The 15,276-nt window shown below is 61.2% G+C and carries 11 protein-coding genes; 8 read left to right on the top strand and 3 right to left on the bottom strand.

Annotated elements, in window-relative coordinates; genetic code table 11:
• Window positions 1–8 precede the first annotated feature (8 nt).
• The 7 genes from ACLEJP_RS01480 to ACLEJP_RS01450 all read left to right on the top strand — a co-directional run bounded on the left by ACLEJP_RS01480 (window position 9) and on the right by ACLEJP_RS01450 (window position 10,424).
• Window positions 9–2,177 (top strand): type VI secretion system Vgr family protein, encoded by a 2,169-nt coding sequence (locus tag ACLEJP_RS01480; RefSeq protein ID WP_440803921.1) that lies wholly within the window; start codon window positions 9–11, stop codon window positions 2,175–2,177.
• The gene (locus ACLEJP_RS01475; protein ID WP_440803919.1) at window positions 2,174–3,103 is read left to right on the top strand and encodes a DUF4123 domain-containing protein; all 930 of its coding nucleotides are present in this window, start codon (window positions 2,174–2,176) and stop codon (window positions 3,101–3,103) included. The genes ACLEJP_RS01480 and ACLEJP_RS01475 overlap by 4 nt, the downstream gene beginning before the upstream one ends.
• Entirely contained in the window at window positions 3,100–6,090 is a 2,991-nt protein-coding gene (locus ACLEJP_RS01470; protein WP_440803917.1) for a T6SS effector BTH_I2691 family protein, read from the top strand. Before ACLEJP_RS01475 ends, ACLEJP_RS01470 begins: the two co-directional genes overlap by 4 nt.
• A gap of 3 nt (window positions 6,091–6,093) precedes the next feature.
• On the top strand, window positions 6,094–6,981 hold the full coding sequence (locus ACLEJP_RS01465) for a hypothetical protein (RefSeq protein WP_406821782.1): 888 nt from the start codon (window positions 6,094–6,096) through the stop codon (window positions 6,979–6,981).
• A gap of 259 nt (window positions 6,982–7,240) precedes the next feature.
• Complete coding sequence (locus ACLEJP_RS01460; protein ID WP_440803915.1) at window positions 7,241–8,134, top strand: DUF6708 domain-containing protein; 894 nt, start codon at window positions 7,241–7,243, stop codon at window positions 8,132–8,134.
• Window positions 8,135–8,440: 306 nt separating this feature from the next.
• A complete protein-coding gene (locus ACLEJP_RS01455) occupies window positions 8,441–8,818 on the top strand; it encodes a histone-like nucleoid-structuring protein, MvaT/MvaU family (RefSeq protein WP_440803912.1) in 378 nt (125 codons plus the stop codon).
• A gap of 280 nt (window positions 8,819–9,098) precedes the next feature.
• Window positions 9,099–10,424 (top strand): MFS transporter, encoded by a 1,326-nt coding sequence (locus ACLEJP_RS01450; RefSeq protein ID WP_440803910.1) that lies wholly within the window; start codon window positions 9,099–9,101, stop codon window positions 10,422–10,424.
• A 113-nt stretch (window positions 10,425–10,537) separates the two neighbouring features.
• Here the strand turns inward: ACLEJP_RS01450 and ACLEJP_RS01445 are convergent, their stop codons facing one another.
• The 3 genes from ACLEJP_RS01445 to ACLEJP_RS01435 all read right to left on the bottom strand — a co-directional run bounded on the left by ACLEJP_RS01445 (window position 10,538) and on the right by ACLEJP_RS01435 (window position 13,352).
• A complete protein-coding gene (locus ACLEJP_RS01445) occupies window positions 10,538–11,353 on the bottom strand; it encodes a sugar phosphate isomerase/epimerase family protein (RefSeq protein ID WP_440803908.1) in 816 nt (271 codons plus the stop codon).
• 29 nt (window positions 11,354–11,382) lie between these two features.
• Complete coding sequence (locus tag ACLEJP_RS01440) at window positions 11,383–12,435, bottom strand: Gfo/Idh/MocA family protein (protein WP_440803906.1); 1,053 nt, start codon at window positions 12,433–12,435, stop codon at window positions 11,383–11,385.
• 140 nt (window positions 12,436–12,575) lie between these two features.
• Window positions 12,576–13,352, bottom strand: a complete 777-nt coding sequence (locus ACLEJP_RS01435; RefSeq protein ID WP_440803904.1) for an IclR family transcriptional regulator — start codon at window positions 13,350–13,352, stop codon at window positions 12,576–12,578.
• A 195-nt stretch (window positions 13,353–13,547) separates the two neighbouring features.
• Between ACLEJP_RS01435 and ACLEJP_RS01430 the strand changes: the two genes are divergently transcribed.
• Window positions 13,548–15,266 carry an FAD-dependent oxidoreductase gene (locus ACLEJP_RS01430; protein WP_440803902.1) on the top strand — a complete coding sequence of 573 codons (1,719 nt, stop codon included), beginning with the start codon at window positions 13,548–13,550 and terminating at the stop codon, window positions 15,264–15,266.
• Window positions 15,267–15,276: the final 10 nt, after the last annotated feature.

Raw genomic sequence — 15,276 nt, 5'->3', positions numbered from 1 at the left:
GACTGCTCATGCCTAGCCAATCCGACCTGTATTACAGCTTCCAACCGCTTGTTTACCGACCCGCGTTGGAGGTCGTGTCCTTCACCCTCAAGGAAAGTATCAGCCAGAACTTCAAGCTGGAACTGGAACTCATCAGCTACGAACACGACCTCGACTTCGGGCAGTTACTCGACAAGCCGGCATTGTTCACCATCAGCCGTGCGAACTGCCCCTTGCGGCATGTCCATGGTCTGATCAGCGCGTTCAGCCAGGCCGATAGTGGCCCGCATCGCACCCGCTACAGCGCCGTCGTCGAACCGCAACTGGCCCGCGCCGGCCTTCGCTCGAACTGGCGGATCTTCCAGCACAAGAGCGTGCCGCAGATTCTCGAAATGGTGCTCAAGCGCCAAGGCATTACTGAATACCATATCGCCAAAGGTTTCGATTACCCGGCGCGGGAGTTCTGCGTCCAGGCCGGAGAAACCGACCTCGCTTTCTTTTCCCGCCTGGCGGCCGAAGAAGGCTTCGTCTATCGCTTCGACCATACCGAAAACAATCACAAACTCATCCTGACCGACCGAGTACTCGCATTCGGAAATATCCCGGCCGCTACAACCCCCGCCAGGCATGACGAAGCAAGCTTCGACCCTGATGACAAGCCTGGCGAACCGCGCCGTGTGCTGTATCACTCGCATGGCGGCGGCGCCCAGGCAACCCCCTGTCTACGGCGGTTGCGCTATAGCGAGCGAGTGCGTACCGCCCGCCAGGTGCAGCGCGACTACACCTTCACCAAACCAGCCTATCGCCTGGAGCAAAGCGCTTCGGGGCCTTTTCTGGAGCACCAATCCAGCGCCTATGAACGCTTCGATTATCCGGGCCGTTACAAGTCTGATGCCGTCGGCAAGCCGTTTACCGAAAACCGCATCACCGCGTTGCGTCACGATGTACGTATCGCCGAGGTCGAAGGCGACGACCCGCGCTTGCAACCTGGCCTGAGCTTCACACTTGCCGGCCACCCGCGAGACGACCTCAATGTGCATTGGCGAGTGAATGCGGTCAGCCACACCGGCAGCCAGTTCACCAGCCTGCAGGAAGAAGCCGCCGGCGCCGACCAGAGCACCCGCTACCAGCAAACCGCAATGCTGGTCCCTGGCAGAACCGAGTGGCGCCCTGCACCGCTGCCCAGGCCTCGCGTCGATGGTCCGCACATGGCCACGGTGGTCGGCCCGCCCGGCGAAGAGATCCATTGCGATGAGTGGGGCCGGGTCAAGGTCAGCTTCCCCTGGGACCGCGAGAGCCAGAACAACGCGTTCAGCTCCTGCTGGGTGCGGGTATCGCAAGGCTGGGCGGGTGGCAGCTGGGGTTCGATGGCCATCCCCCGGATCGGCCAGGAGGTGATCATCCAGTTCGTCAATGGCGACCCTGACCAGCCGGTGATTACCGGACGTACCTACTGCGCAGATCAACTGCCGCCTTACGACCTTCCGCGGCATAAGACACGCATGACGATCAAGAGCCAGACCCACAAGGGCGATGGCTTCAACGAGCTGCGCTTCGAAGATGAACTGGGGCAGGAGGAAGTCTTCATCCATGCACAGAAAGACCAGAACATTGTGGTCAGGCACGATGAGTCCACGCAGATCGGCAATGACCGCAAGGAACAGATCAATAACGACGAGTCCATTCTGATTGGCCGTGACCGCGTTGAAACCGTTGGCAATGATGAACGCGTCGACATCGGCCATGACGCCACACTCGTTATCGGTCGCAACCAGACAATCAAGATCGCCAAGGACCGGGTTGAAACCATCGGCAACCACCGCCATGACCAGATCGCTGCCAACCACCACACCCGCATTGGCGGCAATCTTGAGCAACAGGTGGAAGGGCATGTTGAGCTGGAGGCCCGCGGTGAAATTCGCAGGCGTACCCAGCGCTATGAGCTGCGTACAGCAGAAGCGGTGGTCATCCAGGGCCCTGGCGGCTCGATCCGGATCGACGCGGCAGGCATAACCCTGGATAGCCCGACAATACGCATCAACGGTCAGGTGCTGCAATCGGCAGATGGAGCAGGCAAGCTGTTCTCCATCAGTGGCGCTCCAGACCCTGGCAAGCCACTGGATCGCCAATGCGGGCGCCGCCCCGATGGTTCCTGCCCGTTGCCCGACTGCCCTTGTCGTAGAGGGCCAGGTCGATGAAAACCACGTCCTCAAACACTTTGCCAAGCGTGCAGTTCGGGGAAAGCGCACGCTTTCTGTTGCTGATGACCAACGTGCTCGAGTACTGGGCCTACCGGCCAATATCCCAGATTCTGCCCAATGGCGAGCTGGTGCCGGCCTATGCCCCTTCGGTACTTGAGCTGGTCAGTGATGTGCGCCGAAACACCCGGCAGGCGTGGCTGTGGAAGCGCAGTGCCCTGGACGAGCGCCACGACTTCGGGCCCTTGCTGGTGAACGTGGCAGACGCGCCAGAGCTGCTTGCCCATGCAATCGCTACCTGGATGCCCATTGGCGGTGCCATCGCGCTGGATGCCGATATTGGCCTTGGCGGGTTGGCGGACCATTTCACCAGCCTGGTACAGGTTTCGCTTCCTGACCAGGGGCTGGCCACGTTCCAGTTCAGAGCGGATCACCTTGCAGCCTGGCTGGATGCTCTGGATGACGACCATCGGGCTGCCTGGCTTGGGCCTGTGACTTCACTGGCCTGGCGAGTCAACTGGGGGCCAGCCCACGAGTGGAAGACGCTCGAGCGCAACCCGACCAGCGCTCGTGCCTTCTCGCAGGCTCCACTCTCCCTGAGCAAGGTCGAACTGGAACGGCTGCAGGCAGGCCTGCACGAGCACTTCGTGCTCACCTTGGCTCACGAGGTAGCAGCCCTGCCACAGCATGCCAGCCACACATTGGCGGACATCAGGCAATGGATTGAAAACCTGCTGCCGCAATTGAAGGCGCTGAATTTTCGCGATGAGGAGGTCGCTGGGCAATTCATCCGGCTGATCGCCAGGCACATGTGGCTCATGACCGATGATCAGGCCGTGACGATCTACACCAACCTGAAGGAGTCACCCCAGAGCCGGCTCCACGAACTGCATGCATTGATCGAAAGCGAGGAGCCCGCCCCATGAACGACGCCTCCGTGAGCAGCGCCACCTCCGGCCCTGCCTGCAGCGCACGCGTTCCCATCCTGCCGGTACGCTATGCCATCGTCCCGCGCAGAGGCGACGCTCCCGCCTGCCGCTATGCCGATGCCGGCTTCAACCTCGAGCAGGATTTCCCCCCGCTGCAGTATTCCGCCTACACCCTGCGCGCCCTGCGCCCGGGTTATGTCTACGTGTTCATGCAAGGCCCCCGGGGCCAGAAGCTGGTCATCCACGAGTACCTCGGCGCAGGCCTCTACAAGGAACTGCGCTATCGCGGCCTGGAGGGTTACCACCTGCGCGATCGCTACCTGTCCAGCCGCACCCTGGGCTGGGTCTGGGCCGACACCTGCCCCGATACCGCCAGCGACGTGTGGATCGGCTACAGCCCGCACCTGTGGACCAACGCCATGACCGCCCGCATCAGCGCTTCGCCAGCCCTGCGCAAACGGCACATGCGCCAGCTGGACATGGCCGAACTCATCAGCGCCAGCCAGGCCCCGTCAACCCAGCCCCACGTCTTGCCAGTCAGTGCCCTGCCCACCTGGGTCGAAGATTTCAAGCCCGCCGCGCAGCGCATGCCACTGACCTGGAGCAGCGATCCGCTCAGCGAAACCTTGCCCATCGGCAACCTCGTTGCCGTTGGCCGGCACTACCCCTACACCCAGCCGAAGGTACCGGTGGTGGTGGCGCTCGCCGACGCCGAGGGCATGGCCCTGGACCTGAGCCTGTCGGTATCCGCCTACCAGCACCAACTGCGCGACCTGATGCCCGCCGAGCAGCTGCAACACCTGAAACCCGCCGAGGGCCCCGAGCACGAACGGGTACCGGCCTGCTACCGGCTGGATGCCGAACAGCTGAGCCCGCAGAGCCGCGACTTCCACCACCGCAACCTGGTCGCCATGCTGCTGGACAAGACCCTGGAAAGCCTGTACCCGGCGGATGCCCCATCCCCGGAGCTGGCCGCGTTCCGGCTGGGCACGGAACGTCGCGGGCCTGCCCTGTCGCCCTCGGCATCGCGGTTCCAGGCCCTCACCCATGAAGACTATTCACCCAATGGCGCGCGCCTGGCACAGCGCCTCGATAGCGCCAGCTACCTGCGCTTCCTCGCCGAACGCGATGAGCTGGAGCAGCGCATCGGCGCCCTGCGCAACCAGGCCTTGCAGGCCAGCCACGACCATGACGCCTGGCTGGCAACCGCCGAACCCCGGCATATCGACGATCCCTACAGCCTGGCCGCCGCCCTGGCCTGCTACGACCGCGACGAACTCACTTCCGCCCGCGGGCTGGAAATCTCCCTGGCGCTGCTGATCCAGCCGATGGGCCAGCCGGCCCCCGGTAGCGAAGACCAGGACCGGCGTTTCAAGCGCCTGGAGCAGTGGCTGGACCAGCACGACAGCCCGCTCTACACCGCCCTCGCCCCGTTCAACCCGTTCAAGGACAAGGCCGACGCGATCGGCAGCCTGCTCGGCGCCAGCGACAACGTGATCGAAGGCTTGGCCGGGCGTTTTCCGGCCATGGCCGACATCACCGACCTGACGGCCCAGTCGGTCAACACCGTGGTGCTCAAGCGCCTGCGTGGGCAGACTCGCTGGGATGCCAGCCGTGGCCTGCGCCAGCAAGTGCTGCTGGCGGCAGGTGAAGCCAATGCCGAGAAAGCGCTCGGGCTGTTGGCGGCACGCTACCGGATTACCGACCAGGCGATCAGGGAAAATCCATTCAGCCAGGAGGTGCAGAAGTACCTGAAAAGCGGCATGGCGCAGGTGGAGGAAATGAAGCGCCTGCGTATCTCGGGAAGCCGGACGATTTCAGTTGAAATGACCACTACCGTACGGGTGAAACCCAACTTTCTCGGGTTGCTGACATCCAGCGTTGGCGGCGGGTTGAACGCCGGGATGCTGTGGTTCAACGTGTTATCGCTGAAGACGGCCTACAGCAGCCTGCAGAAAAGTGATGCGCCGGAATACACCATGGGCTTCGCTTCATCGATTTTCGGTGTTATCGGTGCGGCGGCGTCGACGTTGGTCAGCGTACGCGCAACGCAGAAAGCCGTGATGCTGAGGTTGAGTTCGACTGCGCCAGGGATGGCGTTTGGCAATGGATTAGTCAAATTTCTAGGAAGTAACCTGTTTGCGCGGGTATCTGGATATCCAGCAATTTTACTTGGATGGCTTTCAGATCTGCAGAAGGCGGAACGTCAAAAGGACAACGGCGACTCAAGAGCTGCCACGTATACTACCCGCGGCGGGTTCGCCATTGCTGTGGGGTCTGTGCTGGTACTCGAGGGTAGTCTAGCGATCGCAGGTCCAACGCTGTTAATTCCGTTTGCAGGCTGGGCTGCTGGCTCAGTTTTCTTAGCTGGGACGGCAATCATTGCGATCGGGTTGTACCTTCATGCCAAAGCACATGAAAGGATCCATACCCCTACAGAGCTATGGGCTGCCAGATGCGTATTCGGCACACGCAAGAACGACGGTGAAGCACGAAAAAATATCACACTTGATTTTGAAAGAAGACTACCAAAATTCAGAAATTTAACTGATGAAATTGAAGCTTGGTACGCTGACCACTACGCGCCCATTCTGCTGACGGAGAAGGAAGCAGGCATTATTGGTGTTGAAGGATTAAACAGCACCTGGAACGAAGCCAACCATTGGTCAACACCAAACTGGACCTCAATTATATACAATGAGGTGGCCACAGCCATTCCTTCCGCAGAATTCTCAATTCTTTTAAAAGGCTTCATCATAGGGCAAAGTGAATGGTCAGCCGCTGTCAACACTCTATCTGAGAACAACCAGGTGTCGAACCTAACAATGGATATAGTCTGCTTTCCCACAAAAGCAGGCCTGATTCTGAACTTCAAGGGTTCAGTACAAAATAAAAGAAGCATAAGCCTTAGCGTCGACTACCACCCCAATCAAGGTCTACTGACGACCTCAGAATCATCCGCCAAATTCACACTGAGCAACTAGCATATGCCGACAATCTGGTTATTCACCCCCACTATAAAACAAAACGTATCACCCAGAATCCTAGGCCAGGTCGATCACATCAAACATAACTACCTCTGCCTGCGCAATCCTTGGGTTAACGACTCCGTTTTCATGGGAAAAATGTACGTTGCAATGATTCTATCGACGGCAGCCTACACATACCCAACCGCCCTCACAGAGCAATTAACCTATGATGGTAATTATGAAATTTCGATCATGTTTCTACTAGCGCCCTTCATATTTTCGCCATTTTTATTTTATAGACTATATTTTATCAAGCGACTATCGGCCATATACCTTAACAGATACTCGAAAAAAATATATTATAAACGAATAGGCAAACTGTTCATCTTCGATTGGAACGATACGGTCGGCGGTATATTTAAACGCACCGAGTTCGGTGGTTCATCCTTTTCCACCAGTTATGCACTTGCCTTTGCCCCTCGCCGAGCCGACGGCAGCCTCCACCAAAAAGATTGCCTCTGGGTCGACAGCAACGAACCCACCGATTCCGACGTCCAGCACGTCGCTGAAGTATGGGAATACCTGCGCCAATTCATGGACCACGGCCCGGACAAACTTCCCCCTCCCGGCGAATCCAACTGGTGGCACAAGCCTCTGCACGCCATCTGCCTGACCCCGGCCGAAGCCTGGCGCCACTATGCCCCTTGGCGAACCGGCGAGCCTGGTGAGATGCAGGGCAAGAAGAACTGGCAACTACCGTTCTGGGCCGTACTGTTTCCCTACAACCTGACAGTCGCCATCTGCTGGTACGGCGTCTGTCGGCTGTTCAATGTCCGCGCAGCCCCACCGCCCTCAGAAGCGTTTGAGGAAGCCCCGGCACATCCAATCAAAAAGAAGCGGCGATGACAGACGCCAAGTGAGCACTGCTGCCTTCGGCAATGCCTGCGGGGAAGTGAAGCGCTGGCGTATCTCGTACTTTGCGTGAAGTCCTGTTGGACTTTTTTCCAGCCGCTCCAACCGGGTTAATTGCCGCGGCTGGCTTAGCTCTAATTTCAAACACATTATCCCAATCAAACCATGCCCTCACCTCATCTAGTCTACAACACAAATGAAGGGTTAGATGAAACCAATGAGCGCTTTCAACCTCCCTTTTTGAGCGCTGATCATGGCAACCATCTGGATATTCGACACAACATCAAAATCAGGTCACAAACCTGCCATTGGCGCACAGCTAAAGAGCCTATCGAATAACACCCTATGCTTGCGAAATCCATGGGTAACAGATTCTGTATTCATGGGAAAGCTCTACTGCGCAATGATCATTGGATTGATAATTGGCCTCTATCCCTACCTGCTCACCAGCGAAGCCTGGAGCCCATACAACTTCAGCCCAATATTGATCATCGGAACGATAATTGGACCTTTTATCTTCCTACCGTTTCTGGCCTACCGAATATACCTTATAAAGGGGTTATCATGCTTCTGCTTCAATCGATCATCCAAAAAAATATATTATCAACGTTTGAGCAAAGTCCTAGTCTTTGATTGGACCAACATTGGCGGTGGTATTTTCAAACGCACCGAGTTTGCCGGCTCTTCCTTCAGCACCAGCTATGCCCTCGCCTTCGCCCCTCGTCGGGAAGACGGCAGCCTTCACCAAAAGGACTGCCTCTGGGTCGACAGCAACGAACCCACCGAAGCCAGCGTCAAGCATGTCGCCGAAGTATGGGAATACCTCCGTCACTTCATGGACCACGGTCTCGACAAACTCCCCCCACCTGGTGAACCCAATTGGTGGCACCGGCCGCTTCACGCCATTTGCCTGACTCCGGCAGAAGCCTGGCGCCACTATGCCCCCTGGCGAACCGGCGAACCTGGTGAAATGCAGGGCAAGAAAAACTGGCAACTACCGTTCTGGGCCGTACTGTTTCCCTACAACCTGACAGTCGCCATCTGCTGGTACGGCGTCTGTCGGCTGTTCAATGTCCGCGCAGCCCCGCCACCTCCGGAAGCCTTTCAAAAAACTACCGTTCAACCCACTAAAAAGAAACGCAGATGAAGCCCGTGGTTGGCCTTCGTCATGGTTGCCCGCCCCATGGCGAAGCCCGCCATTGGACAAAGCCCTCAATCGCACAGTTGGGCTGCCTTGCGGCCCGACGCCCCGCCAGATAAAACAGTCCTCATAACTTATTACAACTAATCCACTTCAGTGTGAGAATAAACCTACACAGCCAAACCAGAATTAAACACCCCATTCAAGACGATGCGCCCGCTGCCAATCCTGAATATTTCACAAATTATTTCTCTGCTTGCATTACCGTTCGACAGCCACTAACACTTACCCATCAAACGATGGAGGTAAAACATGTCCCGACTTGCCGAGTTCCGCGCACTCGAGCACCTGCTCGCCGCCAAGAAGTCCGAGCTGTCCTTCATAAGGATCGACCCGCACCTCAAACGAGAATTCGAGTTCGAAAGCAAACTCCACGACCTGCTTGCCGAATACCAGTTCGGCCTATCGGACATATTGGCGATCAACGGAATAGAAGACGAAGATCGCAACCATTCATGGTCGCCTCCACTTCCATTGCGCCGCTTCAGGGCACGGCAAAGCAGGTACTACAGAAACCCGTACACCGCTGAGGTAATAGAAGCGAAGAGCACCTTGAACAAAACGCTGCAACGGTGGATTCAACAATACGGCCGCGAGGAGGTGAAACGCTGGGCAACTGTGTGGTACTGACACCCTGGTGCCAACCCATACCTGCCAGGAAAAACCAATGTCTCCTGCCGATACTTTTCCGGCCTGCGCTGCCGAGACGAGGGCCGCGTCTGCGTCGCCATGATCCGCCCCACCGCCTCGCCCGCAGGCCACCGCAACCGTTCGATAACCGAACACTAGCCTCTCCCTTGAATTGACGCTGCCGCCTTCACTGCCCACCATGCACCGGCCTTGCATGTCCCCTGCCTGGGACTGGCGCCGTAGCACCGCAGCTGAATACAATTTCAAGAACGAGCAGTTTATGAACCACTCCACGAACACCCCCGCCACCCCTCGGACGCCCCAGGGTTCGATCGGCGACAAGCTTCGCGGCGCCTTCGCCGTCGGCAAGACCCGTTGGGGCATGCTTGCCCTGGTCTTCTTCGCTACCACCCTGAACTACATCGACCGTGCCGCGCTGGGCATCATGCAGCCAATCCTGGCCAAGGAAATGAGCTGGACGGCGATGGACTACGCCAACATCAACTTCTGGTTCCAGGTCGGCTACGCCATCGGTTTCCTGCTGCAAGGCAGGTTGATCGACAAGGTCGGGGTAAAACGCGCGTTCTTCTTCGCCGTGTTGCTATGGAGCCTGGCTACCGGCGCCCATGGCCTGGCCACGTCGGCCGCCGGTTTCATGGTCTGTCGCTTCATCCTCGGCCTGACCGAGGCGGCCAACTACCCGGCCTGTGTGAAGACCGTGCGCCTGTGGTTCCCGGCGGGGGAACGCGCCATCGCCACCGGCCTGTTCAATGCCGGTACCAACGTCGGCGCCATGGTCACCCCGGCCCTGCTGCCGCTGATCCTGGCGGTGTGGGGCTGGCAGGCCGCGTTCATCGCCATGGGTAGCCTGGGCCTGGTGTGGGTGGTGCTGTGGGTGCTGAAGTACTACAACCCGGAAGACCATCCCCGCGTGCGCCAGAGCGAGGTGGAATACATCCAGCAGGGCGATAGCGCCGAGCCGAGCCGCGTGCCGTTCAGCCGCATCCTGCGCCTGCGTGGCACCTGGGCCTTCGCCGTGGCCTATGCGATTACCGCGCCGGTGTTCTGGTTCTACCTGTACTGGTTGCCTCCGTTCCTCAACCAGCAATACAGCCTGGGTATCAACGTGACCCAGATGGGGATCCCGCTGATCATCATCTGGCTGACGGCGGACTTCGGCAGCATCGGCGGCGGCATCCTGTCGTCCTGGCTGATCGGGCGTGGCATGCGCGCCACCAGGGCGCGGCTGGTGTCGATGCTGATCTTCGCCTGCACCATGCTCAGCGTCACCTTCGCCGCCAATGCCAGTGGCCTGTGGGTCGCGGTGGCCGCCATCTCGCTGGCAGTGGGCGCGCACCAGGCGTGGACGGCCAATATCTGGAGCCTGGTGATGGACTACACACCCAGGCACCTGGTGAGTACGGTGTTCGGCTTCGGCAGCATGTGTGCGGCGATTGGCGGCATGTTCATGACCCAGATCGTCGGCAGCGTGCTGACCGCCACCCACAACAACTATGCGCTGTTGTTCACCTTGATCCCGGCCATGTACTTCCTGGCGCTGGTGTGGATGTACTTCATGGCACCGCGCAAGGTCGAGCACGCCTAGGCGCGCTGACACTTTCCTCTGCGGGGCCCCTTGCGGGCCCTTTTTGTGTCGAGCCGCAAGGGGTGATGCCTGCTGGCTTGCCAGCGAACAAATGCAGTCCCGCGCGGCTTCGGTCAAACCTTGGCCAGCACCGCCATGGCTTTCTGCAGTGCCATGCGCGCGCGTTGTTCACCACTGATGCCCTGCGCCAGCAGCTGCCGCGTGGGGATTTCCAGGCTCAGCGGTACGTTCGGCGGCAAGGTGCGCAGCAGGCCGACCAGGTCGGCATCGCCCTCGCCGGGGAAACGCCGTTCATTGCGTGCCTGGCGCAGGATTTCCTCCATGTCGGCCGGCACCGGGCCGGCGACGTCGCACAACTGGGCGTAGCGCATGCGCTGCGGCGCCAGCTGCGCCAGGTCATGCAACGAACAGCTGGAGCGGTTGAAGTGGAACGCATCCACCAGCACGCAGCCGTTGCTGCGATCGGCATTGGCTACCACCCGCACGGCCTGGCGCAAGTCTCGTACATCGGTCCAGGGCATGAATTCCAGGTGCGGATGAATACCGTAGCCCGCCGCCAGGTCGCACAGTGCGGCAAACCGCTCGGTCAAGCGCGCCTCGTCCGCATCGTTGCCAGCCACCAGAAGCTCTGTGCCACCCAGTTCGGCGCCCACGGCCAGAATCGGCTCGAAACTGGCCACACAGGTGTCGGCCTTCAGACGCAGGATTTCCAGGTCCAGCACCTTGATACCCGTGTCGCGCAGACGCGCCTGGGTCTTGCGGCGCAGGTCGCCATCGGCCACCAGCGGAAAATGCTGCTCCTGCTCGGTGGCCGGCACCAGGCGCAGGCCAACGTGGCTGTAACCGGCGCGGGCTGCCGCTTCAACCATGTCAGGTGGGGACAGTTCCAGCACGGTCAGCGCCGCCAGGGAGAACATTCGATCAGTCATCAGTTGTCACCCGTCAAGGAAAGACGCATTCAGGCCACCTCCTCGGGCGCACAGGCCCGGCCGCTGTCCGCTGCCTTGCGGATCGCCTCGATCAAGGCCAGGGTGCGGCCACCGTCGGCCGCATCGATCAGCGGCGCCTGCTCGCCGCGGGCCACCCGCACGAAGTGCTGCAGCTGCAAAGTCAATGCTTCGCCGGCGGGAATGTTTTCCTCGCTCTGCAGCAACGGCGTATGCCACCCCGCGCCCGCCTCGGCGTAGTGCCAGCGCTTGAGCTGAGGAATGCTCAGCGCGCCCTGGGTGCCGGCGAGCAAGTAGCACGGCTGGCCATCCTGGCGCGGGTACACCGGGCTTTCGCCAGAGTCCAGTTCCCAGCTCCAGGGCGCGGCCACCGCGTCGGAGCCGGTCAGGCTGCCCAACGCGCCATTGGCGAACTGCAGCAACACCGCTGCGCTGTCTTCGTTGGCATACCCGCGCACATCGTTGCGAGTGAAGGCCTGTACCTGCTCCACCTCGCCGCACAGGTGGCGCAGCAGGTCGAGGTCATGGATCAGGTTGGTCAGCAGGAAACCGGCACCCGGCTCGCGGCGCCATGGGGTTTCGAAGTAGCTGTCGGGCTTTTGCAATTGCCACAGCGCGGTAACGTTGATCAAGCGGCCCAGCTTGCCATCGGTAATCACCTGGCGGGCCCGGCTGATCAGCGGGTTGTGCCGACGGTGATGGCCGACCAGTACCGGTACATTGCGCCGACGCGAGGCCTCGACCAGCGCGCGCACTTCATCCAGGTGCACGCCTACCGGCTTTTCCACCAGCACCGGTACGCCGGCCTCGATGCAGTCCAGCGCAGTGGCGACGTGCAGGTTGTTGGGGTTGGCGACGATCACGGCCTCGGGGCGCGCGCTTTCCAGCATGCGCCGATGGTCGGCAAACCATGGCACGTCGCATTCGGCGGCAAAGGCCTCGGCCTGCGGGCCCGGGTCGGCCACGGCACACAGGCGGGCTTGGGACACATTGAGCAGATGCCGGTAATGCTGCCGGCCCATGATGCCGGCGCCGATCAAGGCGATTCGAAGGGGTGCGTTCAACAGCCTGTCCTCTTGTGATTGTTGTATCGAGGATTCCGGAACCAGGTTCCACAATCTGCGTTAAACAATCTAGAACCAAGTTCTGCTTTTCAGAAGTACAGACAGCACAGACTGTGCGGTTATCGACCAGAAATGCACGCTCAGGCAAACAGCTCGCTGGCCCGGCTGGCCAGCGACAATTCCTCCGCTGCCGCCAGCAGCAACGGCGCCAGTTCTGCCAGGCGGCTCTGCGCCAGGCGCGCACTGGGCCCGGCGATGCTCAGCACACCGATCACCTGGTCACTTTGCGGGCGCCGCACGACCGCTGCCAGCGCCGAGGTGCCAATCGCCGAGGTTTCCTCGACCCAGGCGTAACCGCGCTCACGCGCCCGACGCAGATAGGCCAGCAGCTCATCGGTGGAGCGTGGCGCCTTCGGGCCGAACTGGGCCGGATCGGCAATACCCTGGCGCAAGACCATCTGCAGCGCCTGTTCGTCATCCAGGCTGGCCAGCCAGGCATGCCCGGACGCCGTGTAGAACAGCGGCGCATCGCGGCCCATGTCCGGGTCGTAGCGCAGCCCCGAGCGGGCGCCCTGGGATTTGGCGATCCAGGTCTGGCGAGCACCGTCGATCACGCCAAGGCGCACCAGTTCGCCGCTGTCCTGGGCCAGGCGGTCGAGAATCGGCTGGATGATGTCGGCACCGCTGCTGGCCAGGTAACGGAAGCCCAGGGCCACTAGCTTGGCCGAGAGCTGGTAACGGCTGTTGTCACGGTTCTGCCGCACGTAGCCCAGCCTTGCCAGCTCGGTGAGCATGCGGTGGGTAGCGCTCTTGGGGATGTCCACACGCTCGGCCAGGGTTTGCAAAGGCAGCCCCTGCGGTTCCCCGGCCAGGTGTTCTACAAGACTGAAGGCGCGTTCGATCTGACTACCAGCCATGACTCAGGTCCCTGAAAATTTCTGCCGATTCTAGAAGATGATTCCACAGGCACGATAGCCGGCGCAGCCAGGCCAGCAGAAATTGTCCGCTGATCGCCCATAACTTGCCTGTCCGGGCGATCGTCCCCTTGCAGCGTGAAGCCGTGCCGAGAAAAATGTGGAACCTTGTTCCAATAACAATAGAGGACACTTGTGATGCCTTCCGCCGCGCTTGAAACCGAATGCGATGTACTGGTCATAGGCTCCGGCGCCGCCGGGCTGGCTGCCGCGGTGACGGCTGCCTGGCATGGGCAGAAGGTGATCGTGGTGGAAAAGGAACCGGTGTTCGGCGGCGCCACCGCCTGGTCCGGCGGCTGGGCCTGGGTACCGCGCAACCCGCTGGCGCGCCGGGCCGGCATCGAGGAAAGCATCGAGCAACCCCGCACTTACCTGCGTAACGAGCTGGGGGCGTATTACAACGCCGAGCTGGTAGACGCCTTCCTTGAGGCGTGCCCGCACATGGTGGCGTTCTTTGAACAGCACACGGCGTTGCAGTTTGCCGACGGCAACGGCATACCCGACATGCACGGCGACACGCCGGGTGCGGCCGAAGGTGGGCACCAGGTGATTGCCGCGCCCTATGACGCTCGCGAAGTGGGCGCACTGCTGCCGCGCCTGCGCAAGACCTTGCGCGAAACCTCGTTCATGGGCATGCCGATCATGGCCGGTAACGACCTTGCCGCGTTCCTCAACCTGACCCGCTCGCCCAAGGCCTTGCTGCACGTATGCAAGCGGTTTGGCCGCCACCTGTACCACCTGGCCCGGTATGGCCGGGCGATGTACCTGGTCAATGGCGTGGCATTGGTGGCGCGCCTGGCCAAGTCGGCACAGGACCTGGGCGTGCAACTGCAAGCGTCGGCACCGGCCAGGCGCCTGCTGGTCGAGAATGGCCGGGTGTGCGGGGCAGTGATCGCCACAGCGCAGGGCGAACAAGCGGTGCGCGCTAATGCCGTGGTCCTGGCTGCCGGCGGCTTCCCCAACGACCCTGCACGGCGCCAGCAACTGTTCCCACGCGATGCCAGCGGCCACGACCACTTGGCCTTGCCGCCCAAGGGCTGCTCGGGCGACGGCCTGCGCCTGGGCGAGTCGGCTGGCGGCGTGGTTGCCACCGACCTGAAGTCGCCAGTGGCCTGGGCACCGGTGTCGCTGGTGCCGCACCGCGACGGCAGTGTCGGCCACTTCCCGCACATCATCGAGCGCGGCAAGCCAGGCATCATTGGCGTGCTGGCCAACGGCAGGCGTTTCGTCAACGAAGCGCATGGCTATTACGACTACGTGGCGGCCATGATCGCCGCCGTACCGGCGCATGAGGAGGTGTGCTCGTGGCTGGTCTGCGACCACCGTTTCCTGCGCCGCTACGGCCTGGGCCACGCCCGCCCGGCCCCGCTGCCGGTATGGCCGCACCTGCGCAGCGGCTACCTCAGGCGCGGCGCCACGCTGGAAGCGTTGGCCAAGGCTTGCGGCATCGACCCGGTCGGGCTGCGGGCCACGGTCAGCGAATTCAACCAGCACGCCCGTAACGGCCAGGACCCCGCCTTCGGCCGTGGCTCCACACCCTTCAACCGCAAGCAGGGCGACCCGCAGCATGAAGGGCCCAACCCCTGCGTGGCACCGATCGAACACGGGCCGTTCTATGCGGTGAAGGTCCGACCCGGCTGCTTTGGTACCTTTGCCGGGCTGCGCACCGACGCCAGTGCCCGCGTGCTGGATGCGGCCGGGCAGCCCATCGTCGGCCTGTACGCGGCGGGTACCGACATGGCCAGTGTGTTTGGCGGCTGGTACCCGTCGGGTGGCATCAACCTGGGCCCGGCGCTGACCTTTGGCTATGTGGCCGGGCGGCATATTGCCGGGGCGCGGAACTATGAATGCAACTGATCGGCCTTGC

Source organism: Pseudomonas sp. SMV7 (assembly GCF_052041995.1).
GTDB lineage: Bacteria > Pseudomonadota > Gammaproteobacteria > Pseudomonadales > Pseudomonadaceae > Aquipseudomonas.
This window is presented reverse-complemented; position numbering and strand designations above follow the sequence as displayed.

What these genes read in the sequence shown, in the direction of transcription:
- ACLEJP_RS01480 (WP_440803921.1), top strand. Translation starts at nt 9, where the DNA reads ATGCCTAGCCAATCCGACCTGTATTACAGCTTCCAACCGCTTGTTTAC.
- ACLEJP_RS01475 (WP_440803919.1), top strand. Translation starts at nt 2,174, where the DNA reads ATGAAAACCACGTCCTCAAACACTTTGCCAAGCGTGCAGTTCGGGGAA.
- ACLEJP_RS01470 (WP_440803917.1), top strand. Translation starts at nt 3,100, where the DNA reads ATGAACGACGCCTCCGTGAGCAGCGCCACCTCCGGCCCTGCCTGCAGC.
- ACLEJP_RS01465 (WP_406821782.1), top strand. Translation starts at nt 6,094, where the DNA reads ATGCCGACAATCTGGTTATTCACCCCCACTATAAAACAAAACGTATCA.
- ACLEJP_RS01460 (WP_440803915.1), top strand. Translation starts at nt 7,241, where the DNA reads ATGGCAACCATCTGGATATTCGACACAACATCAAAATCAGGTCACAAA.
- ACLEJP_RS01455 (WP_440803912.1), top strand. Translation starts at nt 8,441, where the DNA reads ATGTCCCGACTTGCCGAGTTCCGCGCACTCGAGCACCTGCTCGCCGCC.
- ACLEJP_RS01450 (WP_440803910.1), top strand. Translation starts at nt 9,099, where the DNA reads ATGAACCACTCCACGAACACCCCCGCCACCCCTCGGACGCCCCAGGGT.
- ACLEJP_RS01445 (WP_440803908.1), bottom strand. Translation starts at nt 11,353, where the DNA reads ATGACTGATCGAATGTTCTCCCTGGCGGCGCTGACCGTGCTGGAACTG.
- ACLEJP_RS01435 (WP_440803904.1), bottom strand. Translation starts at nt 13,352, where the DNA reads ATGGCTGGTAGTCAGATCGAACGCGCCTTCAGTCTTGTAGAACACCTG.
- ACLEJP_RS01430 (WP_440803902.1), top strand. Translation starts at nt 13,548, where the DNA reads ATGCCTTCCGCCGCGCTTGAAACCGAATGCGATGTACTGGTCATAGGC.